Annotated in this window: 11 protein-coding genes; 7 read left to right on the forward strand and 4 right to left on the reverse strand. The window is 68.5% G+C overall.

Annotation, left to right across the window (positions count from 1 at the left end; translation table 11 throughout):
- Nucleotides 1-208: 208 nt before the first annotated feature.
- From OG289_RS22035 to OG289_RS22045, 3 genes are all read left to right on the forward strand, one after another.
- A protein-coding gene (locus tag OG289_RS22035; protein ID WP_442819093.1) for an IS5 family transposase occupies nucleotides 209-999 on the forward strand; the annotation gives its coding sequence in 2 pieces (ribosomal slippage) (nucleotides 209-524 and nucleotides 524-999; 792 coding nt in all).
- Nucleotides 1,000-1,212: 213 nt separating this feature from the next.
- Nucleotides 1,213-2,451, forward strand: coding sequence for an IS256 family transposase (locus OG289_RS22040; RefSeq protein ID WP_327315754.1), 1,239 nt, complete (start codon nucleotides 1,213-1,215; stop codon nucleotides 2,449-2,451).
- Between the two features lie 222 nt (nucleotides 2,452-2,673).
- Nucleotides 2,674-3,027: a hypothetical protein gene (locus OG289_RS22045; protein ID WP_327315755.1), complete on the forward strand. Its 354-nt coding sequence runs from the start codon at nucleotides 2,674-2,676 to the stop codon at nucleotides 3,025-3,027.
- Nucleotides 3,028-3,280: 253 nt separating this feature from the next.
- Here OG289_RS22045 and OG289_RS22050 read toward each other — a convergent pair whose 3' ends face one another.
- The 4 genes from OG289_RS22050 to OG289_RS22065 form a co-directional block, all read right to left on the reverse strand.
- Nucleotides 3,281-6,691, reverse strand: coding sequence for a HelD family protein (locus OG289_RS22050; protein ID WP_327315756.1), 3,411 nt, complete (start codon nucleotides 6,689-6,691; stop codon nucleotides 3,281-3,283).
- A 93-nt stretch (nucleotides 6,692-6,784) separates the two neighbouring features.
- On the reverse strand, nucleotides 6,785-7,159 hold the full coding sequence (locus tag OG289_RS22055; RefSeq protein ID WP_327315757.1) for a hypothetical protein: 375 nt from the start codon (nucleotides 7,157-7,159) through the stop codon (nucleotides 6,785-6,787).
- Nucleotides 7,156-9,621: an AAA family ATPase gene (locus tag OG289_RS22060; RefSeq protein ID WP_327315758.1), complete on the reverse strand. Its 2,466-nt coding sequence runs from the start codon at nucleotides 9,619-9,621 to the stop codon at nucleotides 7,156-7,158. Before OG289_RS22060 ends, OG289_RS22055 begins: the two co-directional genes overlap by 4 nt.
- Nucleotides 9,622-9,838: 217 nt before the next feature.
- Complete coding sequence (locus OG289_RS22065) at nucleotides 9,839-10,390, reverse strand: hypothetical protein (RefSeq protein ID WP_327315759.1); 552 nt, start codon at nucleotides 10,388-10,390, stop codon at nucleotides 9,839-9,841.
- A gap of 294 nt (nucleotides 10,391-10,684) precedes the next feature.
- Here OG289_RS22065 and OG289_RS22070 point away from each other — a divergent pair, with 294 nt between their 5' ends.
- The 4 genes from OG289_RS22070 (at nucleotide 10,685) to OG289_RS22085 (ending at nucleotide 19,511) form a co-directional block, all read left to right on the forward strand.
- Complete coding sequence (locus OG289_RS22070; RefSeq protein ID WP_327315760.1) at nucleotides 10,685-12,925, forward strand: N-6 DNA methylase; 2,241 nt, start codon at nucleotides 10,685-10,687, stop codon at nucleotides 12,923-12,925.
- 90 nt (nucleotides 12,926-13,015) lie between these two features.
- Nucleotides 13,016-15,025 (forward strand): type I restriction-modification system subunit M, encoded by a 2,010-nt coding sequence (locus OG289_RS22075; protein WP_327315761.1) that lies wholly within the window; start codon nucleotides 13,016-13,018, stop codon nucleotides 15,023-15,025.
- Nucleotides 15,022-16,308: a restriction endonuclease subunit S gene (locus OG289_RS22080; RefSeq protein ID WP_327315762.1), complete on the forward strand. Its 1,287-nt coding sequence runs from the start codon at nucleotides 15,022-15,024 to the stop codon at nucleotides 16,306-16,308. Before OG289_RS22075 ends, OG289_RS22080 begins: the two co-directional genes overlap by 4 nt.
- A gap of 2 nt (nucleotides 16,309-16,310) precedes the next feature.
- A complete protein-coding gene (locus OG289_RS22085) occupies nucleotides 16,311-19,511 on the forward strand; it encodes a type I restriction endonuclease subunit R (RefSeq protein ID WP_327315763.1) in 3,201 nt (1,066 codons plus the stop codon).
- Nucleotides 19,512-19,539 lie beyond the last annotated feature (28 nt).

Genomic DNA, 19,539 nt, shown 5'->3' on the forward strand with positions numbered 1-19,539 from the left:
CACCCGATCGGCCCCGGCTGACAGCCTTCCGGGCCATGCCGATCAGGGGGAGTACGGCCGTCACTGCGCGGCCGTCGGCGCTGGCGTGAACCTGCAGGGCGCGGGAGCGAACTGAGAGCTCGTAACAGGATCTTGCTGACGTGTCCTGGTCGGGCGTGACTGTTGTGACGATCTGACCGTTCGGGTTGGTGTGACGACTCGGCCGTGGATCGTGGATGACGACTTGTGGGCGCTGATCGAACCGCTGCTGCCGCCCTGGCCCGAGCGGTCACCGGGGCCGAAGCCGGTGGACGACCGGCTGTGCCTGCAGGGCATCCTGTACGTCCTGCACCAGGACATCGCCTGGCAACTCCTGCCCCTGGAGCTGGGGTTCGGCTCCGGAGAGACATGCTGGCGACGCCTGGACCGCTGGCAGCAGGCCGGCGTCTTCGAGCAACTGCACCGCACCCTGCTCGCCGAACTGAACGCGGCCGGCGAACTCGACTGGACCCGCGCGTGCGTGGACGGCTCCCACATCCGCGCGAAAAAGGGGGAGCCGCGACCGGCCCGTCGCCGGTCGACCGCCGGAAGACAGGCAGCAAACACCACTTGATCTGCGACGGCAAGGGTACCCCGCTGCACGTCATCACGACCGCCGCCAACGTCAACGACATCACCCAGACCCTCAACCTCGTCGACGGCATCCCGCCCGCCGCCGGACGGCCCGGCCGACCTCGGCGGCGCCCCGAGTCCGTCCTCGGTGACAAGGCGTACGACTCGAAGGCCGTGCGCCGTGAACTGCGGCGCCGCCGGATCCTGCCGGCGATCTCCCGCAAGGGCGCCCCGAACATTAAAGGTCTGGGCAAGCTCCGCTACGTCGTGGAGCAGACCTTCGCCCTGCTCCACCAGTTCAAACGCCTGGCCGCGCGCTGGGAGCGACGCCTCGAACTCCACGACGCCTTCGTCTCGTTGGGCTGCAGCCTCATCTGCTGGCGACGGCTCAAGAAGGCCGGATCATGATCGCGTTACGAGCTCTTATGGTGTGCAGAGATCAAGTGCAAACCAACACTCTTGCATCACCCCAGGTCAGGCAGGGGATGGTTGCGTCCAGGGAAGTGGTGTACGGGTTCGACCTGATCCGGGGGTTTGCTCCGGCATCGGGATGGTGCCCGCATAGATGAACGGCCACCGGCTGATCTTCGAAGTGTCGAAGCCTCGAAGGAGATCAGCACGATGACCGCACCTGACAGTCTGCCCCTGCACGCCCTCGCCGAGGACAACCTCGCCGCGGCGAGTCCCGATCTGCTGCGCGCGATGGTCAAGACGTTCGCCGATGCGCTCATGTCCGCGGAGGCCGACGCCCTCTGCAATGCCGAATACGGGCAGGTCAGCGACGAACGCGTCAACCACCGCAACGGCTACCGCCCACGCGAGTGGGATACGAGGGCCGGCACCGTCGAACTGGCCGTCCCCAAGCTGCGCCAGGGCAGTTACTTCCCGCACTGGCTCCTCGAACGGCGCCGCCGGGCCGAGCAGGCCCTGATCTCGGTGGTCGCCACCGCCTACCTGCTCGGCGTCTCCACCCGCCGAGTCGAGAAGCTCGCCGAGTCCCTCGGCGTCACCCAGCTGTCGAAGTCGCAGGTCAGCGCGATGGCCAAGCACCTGGACGAGCAGGTCGCCGCGTTCCGCAACCGGCCCCTCGACGCCGGACCCTACGCGTTCGTCTGGGTCGACGCACTGACCCAGAAGGTCCGCGAGGGCGGCCGCATCATCAACGTCCACGCGCTGATCGCGGTCGGAGTCAATGCCGACGGCCACCGCGAGATCCTCGGCATCGACGTCGCCACCGCCGAGGACGGTGCCGGCTGGCTCGCCTTCCTGCGCTCCCTGACCGCCCGTGGCCTGTCCGGCGTCCAGCTGGTCGTCTCCGACGCCCACACCGGCCTGGTGAACGCGATCGGCGCTGTCCTGCCCGGCGCCTCCTGGCAGCGATGCCGCACGCATTACGCCCGGAATCTGCTCAGCCAGGTGCCGAAGTCCGCCCAGCCCTGGGTGGCCACACTGCTGCGGACGGTCTTCGAACAGCCCGATGCCGACGCCGTCCAGGCCCAGATGCGACATGTGCTGGACGCGATGGAGGCCAAGTTCCCCAAGGCGGCAGCCCACTTGGACTCCGCCCAGCACGAACTGCTGGCGTTCACCGCGTTCCCCCGCGAGATCTGGCGGCAGATCTGGTCGAACAATCCGCAGGAGCGACTGAACAAGGAAATCCGCCGCCGCACCGACGTGGTCGGCATCTTCCCCGACCGCACCGCCCTCATCCGACTCATCGGCGCGGTGCTGGCCGAGCAGAACGACGAGTGGACCGAAGCCCGCCGATACATGGGACTCGACCTGCTCGCCAAGACCCGCCTCCACCCGATCGAGTCACAAACCGACGACACCGTCCTCCCGACCGAACTCACCGCATAACCTCAAAACGAGATCACCGAGTGGCCGTCAATACACCACTCCAGCGGACGTGACCCAGGGGATTCCCGCGCCCTCCGCTGTGGCCTGGTGCATGGCAGCGTGAGCGCGACGGCTCAGACCCTGGAACGTTATAGGTACGCAGGGCAGCGGGGGCCCTCCATGCTGGGGGTGCACGTGTCACGAAGCGAGCATGGACGCTCGTACTGAAACGGGGAGTTACATATGACGGCTGTAAGGCGCCTTGCTGCTGTGACGGGGAGCGTCGTCCTGGCTGTGAGCGGTCTGACCGCGCTGACCACCACGTCGGCCACTGCGGCAGGCAGCTGCTTGAAAGCCCAGACGAAGGAAGTCACTGGCGCAAAGATCACGTACAGCAGATGCTTCAACGGCGACGGTGAAACCCTGGTTCGAGGAACCCTCTACGACACCAACAAGAACGACAGGAAGGCAGCCTACGCCGAGATCAAGATTGGATCCTGGAAATCGCCGACGCTAGGAACGCCTAGCAGTGAAACCTACTCCACCGGGTGGCACAAGTCTGGCACGGTCAGCGCCGCCGTTTGGGCTGCCGGGTAAGCGCTTCTAAGTGTGGAAGGGGCTGACTATTCAAGGTCAGCCCCTTCCGTCGTTGGTTACGCGGCTTCGTCGCTCACCCACGTAATCCGTACCCGCTCGGGCCAGGGCGGCAGCAGCGGTTCGATCCGTGCCCACAAGTCGTCGTCCACGATCCACGGCCGAGTCATCACACGACGCGAACGGTCGAATCATCACATCGGTCACGCCCGACCAGGACACGTCAGCAAGATCCTGTTACGAGTTCTGAAGAACTCTATTGCCCATTACCCACCTCAGAGGGGCCAAGAGCGATGTCTGCGTTCTCGCCACCCCAGCCAGCCGGGCTGCGCCAGATGACATTGACACGGAAGACGTCGCGAATCGTGTCTACAGACCAGTCCTCGGCGGGCGGTTCGGGGAGAACAAGGTAGAGGCCGTCGGCCGGCGCGGGCAGCGTGTGGTTGATCTCGAGCAGGCGGGTCGCACCCGATCGCAGGTCCGCGTAGGCGGAGCAGCCTGCGCCCAGGGCCTCGTAGAGGAAGAGACCGTGCTGGGTGACGCAGCTGACGTCGACGACTGGTGAGTCGACCGGCTGGAGGTCCGCCCAGAGGAGTGACGCCTTCAGCGCGTGACGAACCGCTTCGTGCTTCTTGCACGCGCGGTCGGTGCCGGCGGCCGTCTCGAGCGCGTGAAGGAAGCCGTCCTTCGTGTTCGCAGCCGGCGTTGCGGCGGTGTCCGCAGTGGTCATCTGCACTTCTTCCTTCTGATCGGGTTGTGTCGGGGCGACGGGGGCCGCGTCGTCGGAGTTCGGCTTCGTAGCTGTGTCGAAGCGCTCCTGGAGCTCTCGCCGCGCTTCAGCGAGGTGTCCCGCCCAGCCGGAAACTGCCAGCCCCTCTGCGAGTCGGCCGACATCGAAGGTGCCCTCCTTGAGCGCACGGTTGGTCGTCGCGGCGAGGTCGCGGAGAGCTCCGAGTCGTTCTCTGTCCGGATCGCCGAGCAGATGAAGCACGTTGACCCAGTCGGCCTGGTCCCGTCGGAGGATGCGGTTGGCCATGCCCTGGAGTTCGGAGAGACGGCTGCGGGCGTCGGGAACGCCGCCGTCGCTCTCGGTCAGTTCTCTGAGAACATCCAGTGCCGCGAGGTAGCGCCCTGCCATCCGCTCCGAAATGGGCGACCGACCGCGCTGGTCGGCGGTGAGCACCGTCTGGGTCGTCTCGTTGGCAAACACCCAGCAGTCCAACTTCGCGCCCCGCAGAGGGGGAACCGATCCATGGCGGACGGTGAGGACGAGCGGTCGTTCGATCACCGGCGACAACGACTTGACCTTGTAGCGACCGCCCGGGGCCCGGTCCACGACCTCGACCCGGACATTGGTACCGATCCGGGGAAGCCTTCCGACTCCGCCGTCCTCCGGCTGGACAGCGGGCACCGTCGGTGCCGGGGCGTCCCCGGAAGCGGTGAGCGCCTCTGGCAGCGGGGCGGTATGCAGGACGGTCAGGCTTTGGGTGCTGCGGGTGAGGGCCACGTACAACTGGCGCAGCCCGGCGGGACCGCGGTCGGCGATCGTGGCGGGCTCGACGACCAGGACGTGGTCGTACTCCATGCCCTTGACCTGAGCTGCGGCCAGCACCGAGACGGCCTCGCGGTTCCGCTCGCCGATGTCGCCGTCCTCGGTGATCCTGCGGCTGATGGCGTCCAGCCAGTCCGAGTCGTCGGGAACGATGACGGCCACAGAGCGAGGGGTGCTGCCGTCACTGGTGTCCATAAGCCGGGCCACGTGGGCGACGGTGTCGTCGAGCAGTTTCCACGGCTCGGTCGCGACGGTCCGTACGGCGTCCGCTCCCGCCTCCCGGACAGCCTGCGGGTACGGCAAGGTCGGAGCGATCGTCCGTGCGAGAGGGGCGACGAACTCCATGATCTCGGCGGGGACGCGGTAGCTGGTGGTGAGCTGGGCCACGCTCCAGTCGCCGTGGTCGGAGAGGAGTGCGCCGAGCAGGTCCCAGCTCGTCGGGATGTGGGCGCCTGTCGCCTGCGCGAGGTCGCCCAGGACGGTCATGGAGCCGCCGACGGCGGAGCGCCGCCGCAGGGAGCGGGCCTGCATGGGCGTGAGGTCCTGGGCCTCGTCGACGACGATGTGGCCGTATCGCGGTGGGGTGTCGCCGCTGATCAGCACTCGGAGCTCTTCGAGGCAGACGTGGTCGTCGAGGGTCCATGGATCGTCGTCGGCGCTGGCGGCGCGAGCCCGCAGGAGGGCCGCCTGCTCGTCCTCGTCGAGGATGCCGTCAGCGCAGTCCCGCAGAAGGTCGGCCGAGTCGTAGAGGCTGCGCAGGGCCTCCCGGGAGCCGGGGGACGGCCAGATGCGTTCGACGAGGCGCTCGACCCGGCGGTTGCGTTCCAGGTCGCGGCGGATCGTGCTGGCCTGCCCGCGGCGCGGCGCGATGTCGGCGAGCTCCTGGAGGAGCCGGTCGACGAAGAGGCCACGGAAACGATCGCGCCGCTCCCGGAAGGGCCCGTCGCCGGTGTGGGCCCGCTCGAGGAGAGCGAGGACTTCGGACTTCGGCACGCGGAGGGTCGTACTGCCGGCGGTGACGACGATCGCGGGCTCGTCGCCCTCGAAGGAGGGGGCAACGGTGAGGGCGTCGAGAGCTTCAGGGCGGTAGTCGCTCTCGACGCGCCGCCGCAGCACGTCCGCCATGCGTTTGTCCGACTTCACGAGGCGCGCTTTCGGAGAGTCGGTGCCGAGGATCTCGCCCTCCCACAGGCGGTCCAGTTGGACGGCGTTGACGTCCCGGGTGCCGAGGGTGGGGAGGACCTTTCCGACATAGTCGAGGAACCGCTGGTGGGGGCCGATGACGAGGATGTCCTGAGCCCTGAAGTGCTCGTTGTTGACGAGCCAGGTCACCCGGTGGAGACCGACCGCCGACTTGCCGGTACCAGGGCCGCCCTGCACGACGAGAATGTCCGAGGGCGAGCCGGTGACCAGCTCCATCTGGTCACGGCGGATGGTCTCGACGATGTCCCGCATTCGACCGCCGCGCGACCGCTGGAGCTCCCGCAGCAGGAAGTCGTCCGGTTGGAGCGCCTTTCGCCGCTGGCGTTGTACGACATCGCCGGGGGTCGGGGCCGGCATACGCTCCGGGGCGGGAGACGCGTCCATCTCCTCCGCCGCGCTGTCGTCGGCGGCCTGACGGGGCTCCGGTACAGCGACGGGCTCGGGTACGGCCAAGGGCACGGAAGCGGGCGTCAGCAGGGAGATATCGTCGAAGTAACTCTCGACGGTCCGCTGTACGCAGCGGAGCTGCCGACGCAGGACCACCTCGCCCGGGTTCTCGGGCCGGGTCTCGATCCACTTCTTCGCCAGGCGACTGGTCCACAGCAGGACCACCGGCTCGTGCGAGGCGTCCTGCACGCCGCGGCGCCCGATGTACCAGGGACGGGGGTCTCCTCCCGGGTCCTCCGGCGCATCGACGCGGGAGAAGACCAGGGCTTCGTCGCCGAGCCCTCCGTAGGCCTCTGCGCGAGCCTCCGCCTCGGCCCGGTTGGCGATCCCGTCCTTGCCGCTCGCCGAGGCGGTGGCGGCCGAAGTGCCGCTCAGTTCAGCCAGTTTCGCGGTGTAACAGTCGTACGCGTGGTCCACCGCCTGCTGCTCACCGGCGAGGATCTCGTCCCGAGTGGTGGTGCTCATCTGCGTCCTCCCTGCGGTGTCGGGGGACACCGCCACGGGCATGTGCCCGTACCCCGCTGAAACAACTATCAGAAACCAGACGGTGACGAACAGTCAGTGGATCAGTTCTCGGACGAGGCCGTCGGCCTCGGTCCGCCAGGCCCTTACCTGGTCATACGTGGGCCCGAGTTCGTACAGGTGGTAATGGCAGCCCAGACTCAGCTGGGACCAGAGGGCCTTCGCCCGTCGGGCCGTCTCCGCCGGCGCGACGGAGTGCAGGAGGAGCAGCTTGGCGCGCCCCGTGGTGCGGGACAGACCGGGCCTCGCCGCTTCCAGCACCCGGTCGACGCAGAGCTCCAGCGCTGTCCGCAGCGCCAGGCACGCGCCGCGGTACCGGCCGACGGTGGTGGCGTCGGCGAGTTCGCCGTCGAGGAGGCGGTCGGCCGTGAGCAGCAGACCTTCGACGGAAACGGAGAAAGGGGTGGTCACGCGGTCACCTCCGGCTTGCGGATCTTCTGCGCCAGGTTCTCGACGTCCGTGACGAAGCGGTGGGGGTCGGGGATCGAGGTGCCGTCGGGGTGGGCTCCCTTCTGGCACTGCTGGATCAGGGAGCACGCCGGACTTCCGTAGCGGCGGCGCACCTCCTCCTTGACGTCGTTACCGCGCTTCACGTCGCCGAAGAGGGCGAAGGCCGCGACCTCCTGGAACCTCTCCGCGCTGTCGATCGCGGCCTGGAGGTCGTGTTCCGATCTGCCGGTGCGGTGGTGGCGGATCCACGCGGCCTCCAGGAAGGCGTTCTCCAGGGCGATACGGCACAGGCCGGGCAGCACGTGGCTGTACGTCTCGGGAGGAAGGCCCCGGGTGGCGGCGATGGCCCGGGCGTCGCCGATGGCCTGGGCGACCGGGTCGTCGACGCAGTCGACCTTCACCCGGGACTTGTCGCCACGCGTCACCTGGAAGACCGTGACCGGCAGTTCCTGGTCGGTGAACGCCTTCTGCAGACGGGGGTCGTGGGTGAAGACGACGATCTGCCGGTGCCTGCCGATCTCGTGCAGCACCTGGGCGAGTCCGTGCACCTTGGTCGGGTCCATGGACTGCACGGGGTCGTCGATGACGATGAAGCCGAACGGGCTGTCGGCGGTGGCGGCCCGGGGCAGGAACAGAGACAGCGCGAGGGAGTGCTGCTCGCCCTGGCTCATGACGCTGAGAGCCGAGGCCTCCTGGCCGTCGACGGAGACATCCATGACGAGCTTGCGGACAGTGGCCTTCTCGCTGCCCTTCAGGCTCACGGCCTTGAGGTCGATGTTGCTCTCCTGGCGGAGCCGCTCCCAGATCCGCTGCGACTGGTCGGCGAAGCCCTCCATGCGCTGTTCCCGCAACTCGGCGGCCAGCGCCTTGATCCAGGTGCTCGCCTTCCTGATGTCCCGCAGCCGAGGCTTGTTCGCCTCAACGGCACGGGCCCTCTCCGCCCAGCCCGCCAGGCGGGTGACGAGCCTGCGCCAGCGTTCGTCCCGCTTCTCCAGCTCCCTGACGGCGTTCTCCTTGACCGCGGCGCAGGCATCGGCCAGCGTCGCGGCGGCCTCGTGGGCGTGCTGGGCGAGTTCGTCGGGATCGCTGATCGTCCGGCAGGCGGTCCAGGCGCACCACGGGTCGGCGAGGGCGGCGGGGATCCGCGGGGGCGTGTGAACGAGGTCCTGCACGGCCCGCGCGGCCGACCGGAGTTCGCTGCGTGCGCCCGCTGCTGCCTCCGCCTCCTGCCGCAGTGCGGCGATCTGGGCGATGGCGTCCGCAGCCCATGCCGCGTCCAGCATTCCGTCGGTCCCGCACACGGGGCAGGAGGCAGCGTCGGGGTGACGGTCGTTGTGCGCCACAGCCCGTTCGAGGAGTTCCGCACGCTGCAGGGCGTCCTCGGCGCCGGTGCCACGCAGGTCCTCGAAGTCGGCGAGAGCCCTGCGCAGGCGGTCCACGGTCGTGCGGACCTGCGCCATCTCGGGTCCCTGCACGTCTGCCTCGGCGCGCAGCGCGGCAAGCAAGCCGTCGTCCGGGTCGGCGGGCAGCCCGGCGATCAGGGCTTCAACGGTCTCGAAGTCGGGCGTTCCCGCCGTGTCGACGGCCACGAGTGCCTGGACCGCGCGGTCGTCGTCCTCCAGCTCGTACAGGGCCTCCTTGAGGCCCGGCAGCTCCGCCTTCGCCACCTTCTCCGCGTCTTCGAGCGCCTTGGCTTCCTGGCGGAGCCGGCCGTCGGCGGCGCTGAGCCGCCCCAGGCCGAGGATGGTGGCGATGGCGTCGTACATCTCGGAGGGCTTACCGCTGATCATGCGGTCGAGATCGACGTACGACAGGAAGGGCCGGAAGTCCCGCAGGGCCTGCTTCCAGTCCACCTGGTCGAGGGGTGCGCGGCCGTGTCCGGGCCGCTTGAGCTCGGCCTGGGAGTCGTCGAAGTCGCCGCCCTCCCAGGTGCGGGTAAGGGTGCTGCGGCCGGCGTCGCCCTCGATGGCGAGCTTGACCTCGATCTCCGGCCTGCCGTCGGTGTCGTGGAGGTTGCGCCAGTTGCTGCTGCGCATCGCGTGCTGCCCCTGCCACCGCATGTTCACGCCGGTGAAGGCCGTCTCGATGCCCTCGGCGATGCTGGACTTGCCGGAACCGTTGCGACCCACGACCAGGTTCACGCCGGGCCGGGGGCTGAGCTTGAGCAAGGCGCGCGGTCCGATGCCGCGGAACCGGGCGACGGCGACGGACTCGAGGTAGAGCCGGCCGATCGGAGAGGTCCCCTGGGGCTCTCCGTCGCCCAGGGCCTCTTTCAGGAGCACCTTCACGGGCTCGGTGAGCGCCGCCTCCGCCAGGCGGGCTTCCACCAGGCCGGCCACGGGCACGGGCTGGTCGGCGGGGGTCGGCTGAGCGGGGTCGGTGGGGTGGTTCGCGTTCTGCTGGGGCTGGTCCGTCACGGTCATGTGCTGTCTCCCGGGGGCCGGATGCTGTTCGGAGGATGAGTCGGACACCGGCACGCGGTCGGTGAGGATGATGCCCCCGGCGTTCGCGTCGGGTGGGCGGCGGGCGGCGTGGTACCGCCCCGTTGAGAGGGAGGGGACGCGGTGGGGGTGACCGATACGGTCGTCCCGGGGCGCTGTGTGCTCGTCGCGGCCCGCGGGTCGAGGCCCCCGTTGCCGCTCAGCCGACCTTGGTCCAGTCCTGGCAGCCCTGGGTCTTGAAGACCTCGCCCTTCTTGACCGTCACCCGGCCGGTCCCGGTCGGGGTGCCGTTGGTGATGATCGAGTCGAAGTCGCCGCTGGAGTCCTTGGCCCTCTCCCAGTAGCACATGGAGCCGTCAGTCGGGCCCTTGGTCTTGTACGTGCCGGGCTTCATGTCCTGGCCGACCAGGTACTCGCCGTCGCCGGAGATCTTCGCGGCGGACGCCGCCGTGGTGTCGGTGGGCTTGGCTGTCGGCGTCGTCGGCTTGGCCGCGGTCTTGGTCGGGGCGGCACCCTTGGCGGCGGCCGTCACCGTCACAGTCGGTGCGGGAGTCGCCGCCTCACCGTCGCCCGCGTCGGCGCCGCCGCCCATCCCGGCTCCCATGCCCAGTGCGACGAGCGCGACCGCGCTGTGCGTGAACCACGTCTTGCGACGCGAAGGCTTCTTGGCAGGCGGCGCTACGGGCGGCATGTGTCCCCAGCCGCCCGGGGCGGGCTGACCGAACGGGGGCTGCTGGATCGGGGTGGTCATGTGGGTTCCTCCGGTGTGCGGTGGGTGGGTACTGCAGTGCGGAACGCATGCGGGTGGCCGCGGCCGCGACGTATCGCGTTGCGATGAGAAGGGATCGGGAGAGATCGGATGCGTGGCGGTGGTACGGCGACAGGGCGCTCCACAGCGCGTCGCGCAGTTGTCGCTTCCACTCGGAAGCAGTAACAGGTAAGCACATCGCTGAAAGCACCGTCAAACAGCTTGACGGGCTTGATGGCTGCTGTAATGTGTTTACTGTTCACTATCGACGGCCCGAGAGGTGCAGGACCCCACGCCATGCCCCAGCAGCCCTCAGCCCAACTGCCCACCTCGGCGCACGTGACCGCCGCCGAGATCTCCCGCATCGCAGGGGTCACGCGCGCCACCGTCAGCAACTGGCGCCGTCGCCACGACGACTTCCCCGCTCCCAGCGGGGGCACGGAGAGCAGCCCGCTCTACGACCTGACGGCTGTCCAGGCATGGCTGCGGGGGCGCGGGCACACTTCCGCTGCCTCGCCGGCCGAGGAGTTGCGTACGGCGCTGCGTCTGCTCGGGCCCGGCTCGGGTGCGGCGGCGCGGCTGTTCCCGCTGGTGGCGGCCATGTCCCGCCTCACGTCCGGGGAGTTGGCCGAACTCGCCACCGCGTCCGACGACCAGTTGATCGCCCGCACGGAGAAGGCCTCAGCCCAGCTCCCCCCGGCTGTGCCCGAGGCCGAGCCGGTCCGCTACGGCCCGAACGATGTGGGCGCGGTCCGCGCCCTGCTGGGTTGCGTCCGTGAGGCCGGAGCGCAGGCCGCCCTCGATGTCCTCGCTGAGCGCGAGCTGGACGAGGGTGCCGCCAGCGGTGTTTACCAGACCCCAGAGGGCCTGGCTCTGCTCATGGCGCGGCTCCTGCCAGCCGGCGCGGGCCGTGTCCTCGATCCGGCCTGCGGCAGCGGCACTCTCCTCGCTGCCGCTGCCCGGCAGGGCGCACAGGAGCTGTTCGGGCAGGACACGCTCCCGGTCCAGGCCCAGCGCAGCGCAGTTCGGCTCCTGCTCGCCGCACCCGGGGCCGACGTGGCGATCCGCGTCGGCGACAGCCTGCGCAACGACGCCTTCCCCGAGGTCACGGTCGACGCCGTCCTGTCCAACCCGCCTTTCGGCGACCGCGATTGGGGTCACGACGAGCTGGCGTACGACCCGAGGTGGGCTTACGGGGTCCCGCCGCGCTTCGAATCCGAGCTGGCCTGGGTGCAGCACGCCCTCGCGCATCTGGAGGCCGGCGGCCACGCGGTCATGCTGCTGCCGCCCGCGCTCGCCTTCCGCTCCTCCGGCCGCCGCATCCGCGCCGAGCTCATCCGCAGCGGGGCCCTGCGAGCAGTCATTTCGCTCCCGGCGCGTGCCGCGTATCCGCTCCACATCGGTCTGCAGATCTGGGTGCTCCAGCGCCCCGAGCCGGGCGGCGCGGACCGTACGCCGGTGCTGTTCGTCGACGGCGAGGGCGAACAGCTGGACGCCACCACGGGAACGCCTGGCGCGACCGTTGCGGCCACGGCCGGCTTCGGCACACGCGGCGGCTCGCGCCCTGGCCGGTCCGGCTCTTCCTCTTCCGCCGCATCCTCTTCCTCTGGTTCCACCTTCGACTGGGCGGGGCTGACCGGCAGGGTCCTCACCCAGTGGGCCGCGTTCACCGCAGCCCCCGACGCCTACACCGGCGAACCCGGCGTCGCTCGCGCGGTGCCGCTCGTCGACCTCCTCGACGACGTCGTCGACGTCACCCCGGCCCGCCATGTGCGGGCGACGGCAGCTGACATCGACCCAATTGCCCTGGCCCAGCGCGTCGCCGAGCTGCACGGGCAACTGTCCGAGCAAGTCGCTGCCCTGGCAGGCGCCTCCGAGTCCGGCGGCTGGCAGCCGTCCGGGGCGTCAGCCCGCGAGTGGCGTACGGCGACCGTCTCCGACCTTGCGCGCGGCGGGGCCCTGACCGTGCTGCGGGCGGCGACGCCCGGGACACGAGGCTCCAAGGGCGCCGCCACCCCTGCCGCAGACCGGCCCGTCCTCACCGCCCCAGACATCTCAGCCGGAAACCCGCCGTCCGGCGGCGCCGGTGACGTCCACTCGGACGCCACGCAGCCTGTCGCCGCCGGAGACGTCCTCGTACGCGCCGTCGCGGGCGGCGGCGACGCGGCCGCGATGACCCGGGTCGCGGACGACCAGGACGCCGGAGCCCTGCTCGGTCCGAACGTCCACCTCCTGCGCCCCGACCCGGCCCGCCTCGACCCGTGGTTCCTGGCCGGGTTCCTCGGCGCCGAGGACAACATCGCCTCCGCGTCCACCGGCAGCACCCTCGTGCACGTCACACCGGGCCGCCTGCGCGTACCGCTGCTGCCCCTGGAGGAACAGCGGCGCTACGGGGAGGCCTTCCGCCGCGTGTACGAGCTGCGCGCGGCTGTTCGCCGAACCGCCGACCTCGCCGCCGACACCGCGGCCACCCTCACCACCGGCCTCACCGCCGGCGTACTCCTGCCACCGGACACCCCGGACAGCGGTTCCGCCTGAAACGCCCCACGCGTCCCACCGCACACGACCACACTGGATCCCTGCCGTCCCACGCCCGGACGGCGCTCTTCGGAAGGAAGCCGGGACCTCTTGAACATCAGCAAGCACACGGAGCTGGCGAACCACGCCTGGTCCGTCGCAGATCTCCTGCGCGGTGACTACCGACAGTCCGACTACGGCAAGGTCATCCTGCCGTTCACCGTGCTGCGCCGCCTGGAGTGCGTCCTGGAGCCGACGCGCGAGAAGGTCGTCGAGACCGTCACCAGGTTCGCGGGCCAGGACATCGACACCGGCCTCTTCCTGCGCAAGGCCTCGGGCCACTCCTTCTACAACAAGAGCGACCTCACGCTGCGGAAGATCGCGGCCGACCCGCAGAACGCGGCGAAGAACCTGCAGATCTACGTCGGCGCCTTCTCCGACAACGCCCGCGAAGTCCTCGACAAGTACGAGTTCAACCAGCAGGTCAGGAAGCTGGACGGCGCGAACCTGCTCTACCAGGTCATCGGCAGGTTCACCGACCTCGACCTGCACCCCGATGTCGTGCCCAACCACAACATGGGCTACATCTTCGAGGAGTTGATCCGCCGCTTCGCCGAGCAGTCGAACGAGACCGCGGGTGAGCACTTCACCCCGCGCGAGGTCATCAAGCTGATGGTCAACCTGCTGGTGGCGCCCGACGCGGACGCCCTCAGCCTGCCGGGTGTCGTCCGCACGGTCATGGACCCGGCCTGCGGCACGGGCGGCATGCTGAGCGCCGCCGACGACCGCATCACGGCCCTCAACCCGGACGCGACGGTCGAGGTGTACGGGCAGGAGCTCAACCCCGAGTCCTGGGCGATCTGCCGGTCCGACCTCATGATCAAGGGTCAGGACCCCGAGAACATCCGCTTCGGCAACTCCTTCTCCGACGACGGTCACGCCCGCCGCAGGTTCGACTACATCCTCGCCAACCCGCCGTTCGGCGTGGAGTGGAAGAAGGTCAAGGAGGAGGTCGAGTACGAGCACAGGTCGCTCGGCGACGCCGGCCGCTTCGGCGCGGGCCTGCCGCGCATCAACGACGGCTCGCTGCTCTTCCTCCAGCACATGCTCTCGAAGATGAAGCCGGTGGACGTGAACGGCGGGGGCGGCTCCCGCATCGCCATCGTCTTCAACGGCTCCCCGCTCTTCACGGGCGCGGCCGAGTCCGGCGAGTCCAACATCCGCCGCTGGATCCTGGAGAACGACTGGCTGGAGGCCATCGTCGCCCTCCCGGACCAGCTCTTCTACAACACCGGCATCTCCACGTACTTCTGGATCCTCACCAACCGCAAGGACGCCGACCACAAGGGCAAGGTCGTCCTGCTGGACGCACGCGACCAGTGGCAGAAGATGCGCAAGTCGCTCGGCGACAAGCGCAAGGAGCTCGGTGACGGGATGAACGGCCGCCCCGACCACATCGGCGACATCACCCGGCTGTACGCGGAGGCCGTCCAGGTCGCGAAGGACCCCGAGCACCCGCTGCACGGCAAGGTCAAGATCTTCGCCAACGAGGACTTCGGCTACCAGCGCATCACCGTCGAACGCCCGTTGAAGCTGCGGTTCGAGGTGACAGAAGAGACGTTGGCGGCGCTGGCGGAGGCCAAGCCGGTGGCGCGGCTGGAGCGGAGCGAGGAGTTCGTCGAGGCGGTGCGTACGTTGCTCGGCTCGTCCTGGACGACGAAGTCCGAGGCGTTCATCGCGCTCAAGGACGCGGTGGTCGCGGCCGGCCTGACCTGGCCGTCGGGGGCGCCGTTCGCGAAGACGGTACGGGAGACGATCGGCGTCCGGGACCCGGAGGGCGAGGTCCAGAAGGTCAAGGGCGCCCCGGAACCGGACCCGGACCTGCGGGACTTCGAGAACGTTCCGCTCGGCGAGGACGTAGAGGAGTACCTCAAGCGCGAAGTGCATCCGCATGTCGCGGATGCGTGGATCGACCACACGAAGACGAAGATCGGGTACGAAATTCCGTTCACTCGCCACTTCTACGTGTACAAACCGCCGAGGCCGCTGGCGGAGATCGATGCGGAGTTGAAGTCGCTGGAGGCGGAGATTCAGGCGTTGTTGGGTGAGGTGACGGAATGAGCACCGTGCTGGGCGTTCCCCTTCCCAACTCTTGGTCCGCCGCTCCCGTGAAGCACGTGACATCCATGTTGAATCGTGGGTCTGCTCCGGACTACGTGGATGTCGGACCCGTACGAGCCATCAGTCAGGCCTCGAACCAAGCAAGCGGTCTCGACTGGTCGCGCACTCGCTTCCATGACTTCAGCGGAAACGCGAAGAACCTCAAGGGCCACTTGCGTCCGAACGATGTGCTCATCAACTCCACGGGCACAGGCACTCTGGGCCGCATTGGATACTTCACCGGTTCGCCGGACGGGCTCCCATGCATGGCAGACAGTCATGTCACGATCGCGCGGGCGAAGCCCGACGAGTTGGATGCCCGATTCTCCTATTACTGGCTCAGTTCACGGCCGTTCCAGGAGTACGTGTACGCGGCTCTCGTGGTCGGGGCAACAAACCAGATCGAACTCAACCGGGATCGGCTCGGTGACGCGCCAGTTCCCTTGCCTCCGTTGGAGGAGCAGCGCCGCATCGCCGAATTCCTCGACGCCGAGACCGCCCGCATCGACAGCCTTGCGGGACTGGGGGAACGGCAGATCAACCTGCTTCGCGAACGCGCGGAGGCAACGGTGGCCCAATTCTTCGGGCCAGGAGCTGGTCGCCGCGAGTACCGGTTCCGCCATCTCATGGAGTCCAATCCATGCTACGGGGTACTGGTTCCGAAGTTCTCAGATGTCGGCGTTCCTTTGATTCGTGTTAGCGATCTCGGGAGACTTGATCACGATCTCGAGAGACTGCCCAGGATCGAAGAGGAACAGGCCCAAGAATATAAGCGGACACGCATCTCTCCTGGGGATCTGTTGATCACTGTCGTGGGAGCAACGATTGGACGGTGCGATGTGGCACCCCCCGAAACCGCTGGCTTCAACGTAAGCCGCGCGTTGGCCAGGGTCCAATTGGCGGCTGGGATTTCGCCTCAGATGATCGCTTCTTGGGTGCGCGGACGAGACTTCCGAATCCAGGCAGAACTTGTCACCAGCGGTGCCGCTGCTCAGCCTGCCTTGAACATGTCTGACATCACACACTTCACGGTTTGGCTTCCTGAAACTCCTTCCGGAAGGCTAGACCTTGCACGTCGTGTGAGCACACATGAGGACGAAACCCGAAGGCTCTTGTCCGCCATTGAACGAAAGCAAGCCCTTATCTCCGAACGCCGCCAAGCCCTCATCACCGCCGCCGTAACCGGCCAGTTCGACGTATCCACCGCCAGCGGGCGCAACGTGACGGACGGAGTGAGCGCGTAGCCATGAGCCCCATCCACACGGAGTCCGCTTTCGGTGATGCCATCGTCGCCGCCATGGTCGAGCGTGGCTGGCGCGAGGCACGCCCGCAGGACTACCGGGCCGATCTCGGTCTGGACACCAACGAGTTGTTCACCTTCATCGGGGCAACCCAGCCCGACGAGTGGAGCGAGCTGCTCACCGTCTACGGCGGCGACCCGAACGAGGCTCAGCGCGGGTTCGCCGGTCGCCTCGACCAGGCCATCGCCACCAACGGGCTCCTCGACGTGCTCCGTAACGGCGTCAAGGACCGGGGCGTCCTTCTCCGCGTTGCCTACTTCAAGCCGAACCTCGTCGCCCATGACTCCGTGCTCGACGGTTACCAGGCCAACCGCCTCACCGTCGTCCGCGAACTCGAGTACGCGACGAAGCAGGCCGACTGGGGCAACCGGCTCGACCTCGCCCTCTTCCTCAACGGAATCCCCGTCGCCACGGCCGAGTTGAAGAACCCGCTGACCAAGCAGGGGGTGGAGCAGGCCAAGGAGCAGTACCGCACCGACCGGGACCCCACCGAGCTGATCTTCACGCGTCGGGTCGTCGCGAACTTCGCCGTGGACCCGGACCTAGTCTTCGTCGCCACCCAGCTCAAGGGCAAGAACACCCGCTTCCTCCCGTTCAACACTGGCTCCAACGGTCCCGGTCAGCCGGGCGGCGCCGGCAACCCGGACCCGACCGCCTTCGGCACGTACGCGACCTCGTACCTCTGGGAGCAGGTCTGGCAGCCGGACAACTGGCTGGACCTGCTCCAGCGGTTCGTGCACCTGCACAAGAGCAAGACGCCCGGCGGCGGCACGACGAAGACGATGGTCTTCCCGCGGTTCCAGCAGTGGGACGCGGTCAAGAAGCTCACCGCGCATGCCGCAACGCACGGCGCGGGACACGACTACCTGGTCATGGCCTCGGCCGGCTCGGGCAAGTCGAACACCATCGGCTGGCTCGCGCACCGCCTCAGCGACCTGCACACCCCGACCGACCCGCGCGAACTCGACGCCGAGGCCATGGCCAAGGGCCTCAAGCCGGGCGTGCCGGTCTTCGACAAGGTCATCGTCATCACCGACCGCCGCAACCTGGACGCGCAACTCCGGGAAACGGTCGGCAACTTCGAGCAGACCGCAGGCCTCGTCGTGAAGATCGACGAGAAGCACGGGGCGAAGGGCGAGCAGCTCGCCAAGGCCCTCTCCCGCGACACCGGGAAGATCGTCACCGTCACCCTGCACTCCTTCCCGGCGCTGCTCGACTACCTCCAGCGCAACCCCACCGAGATCCAGGGCAGCCGCTTCGCGATCATCGTGGACGAGGCGCACTCCTCGCAGTCCGGCGACGCCGCCACCGCTGTACGGTCCGCCCTGCGTGACCTCGGTCTGGACTCCGACTCGGACGACGCGGGCGCGACCACGGTCAAGGCCACGGCCGCCGCCACCCTCGGCGAGCAGCTCAAGAAGCGGGCCGAGCAGCGTTCCCGCGCCGCAAACCTCTCCTACTTCGCGTTCACCGCTACCCCGAAGGCCAAGACCCTCGAACTCTTCGGCACGCTCCAGGACATCGACGGCAAGGCGACCTACCGGCCCTTCCACACGTACTCCATGCGGCAGGCGATCGAGGAGGGCTTCATCCTCGACCCGCTGCGCAACTACGTCACGTACAACACGTACTGGAAGCTGGTGAACCAGAACCCCGACGAGCGGGAGGTCGACCCGTCGAAGGCTAACGGCCTGCTCGCCCGGTACGCGCTGACCCATGACTCGACGGTCGCCCAGCACGCCCAGGTGATCGTGGAGCACTTCGTGGCGCACAGCCGGGGCCGTCTCGGCGGACGGGCCAAGTCGATGGTGGTGGCCGCCTCGCGGCAGTCCGCCGTACAGATGGCGCGCGCGATCAAGAGCTACATCAAAGACCGGGACTACGACACCAAGTTCCCCGACCTGGGTGTCCTCGTCGCCTTCTCCGGCTCGCTCACCGTCGACGGCGAGGAGACCACCGAGCCCAAGGAGAACGGCGGGCTGTCGGAGAGCGCGCTGCCGAAGGCGTTCGCGTACACGCGTGCCGACGACAAGGCCGCCCGAGCCGGCGGTGCGGGCCAGCGTGAGTACAGGATCCTGGTCGTGGCGGAGAAGTACCAGACCGGGTTCGACCAGCCGCTGCTGACGACGATGTACGTCAACAAGACGCTGACCGGCATCTCCGCCGTCCAGACCCTGTCCCGGCTGAACCGGACCGCCGAGCGCAAGAACCAGGCCGACCTCGCGGTACTGGACTTCGTGAACGACGCCGAGGACATACAGGAGTCCTTCCGCCCGTACTTCGAGGAGGCGAATACCCTCCCCTCCGACCCCAACCTGCTCTACACCGCGCAGAGCCGGGTCATGCAGGCGGCGATCCTGTCCGGGCAGGAGATGGACGAGTTCGCCGCCGCGTACTTCGCCGCCAAGGAGAAGGCGGCAGGCTCGCAGTCCAAGTGGGAGAAGCTGCACGCAGAGCTGTACCGGCTGCTCTCCCCCGCCGTCGCTCGCTTCACGCCCCTGCTCGAAAGCGAGGACGAGGACGACCAGGAGACGGCGGAGGGCTTCCGCGCCGACCTCAACGACTACGTCAGGAAGTACGGCTTCCTCGCGCAGATCGTCCCCTACCGGGACGCCGAGCTGGAGCGGCTGCACCTCTACGGCCGCTACCTCCTCAACCGGCTGCCGCGCCGCGCGGACGGCGGCGTGGACATAGGGGAGGTCGACCTCAGCCACATGCGGGTGGAGAAGACGGGCGAGTACGACGTCTCCCTCACCGCCGAGGGGCCGACGACGATGCAGGGCTTCGGCGATGGCTCGGGCGGTGCGAAGGAGGCGGAGAAGTCGCTGCTCTCCCAGTTGATCGACAAGTTCAACGAACGCTTCGGCACGGAGTTCACCGAGCAGGACGTCATCCGCCCGTTCGAGGAGGCCAAGGCCGACCCGAAGGTGCGGGCGGCGGCCGTCGTCAACGACGAGGACAACTTCGGCCTCGTCTTCGACAACGTCTTCGCGGACAAGATGGCCGACCACATCGACACCATCGCGGGCATGGGCCGCCAGTACTTCGGCCCCGACAAGGGCTTCAAGTCCAGCCTGGACCGCAGCGCCCGCAAGGCCGCCTGGCGGATGATCCGCCGCGAAGAGGGCCTGGACGACGACGTCTGATCCGTACGCCCCGGCTGGATGCGCCGGC

The organism is Streptomyces sp. NBC_01235, from assembly GCF_035989285.1.
In the GTDB taxonomy this organism is placed as follows: domain Bacteria; phylum Actinomycetota; class Actinomycetes; order Streptomycetales; family Streptomycetaceae; genus Streptomyces.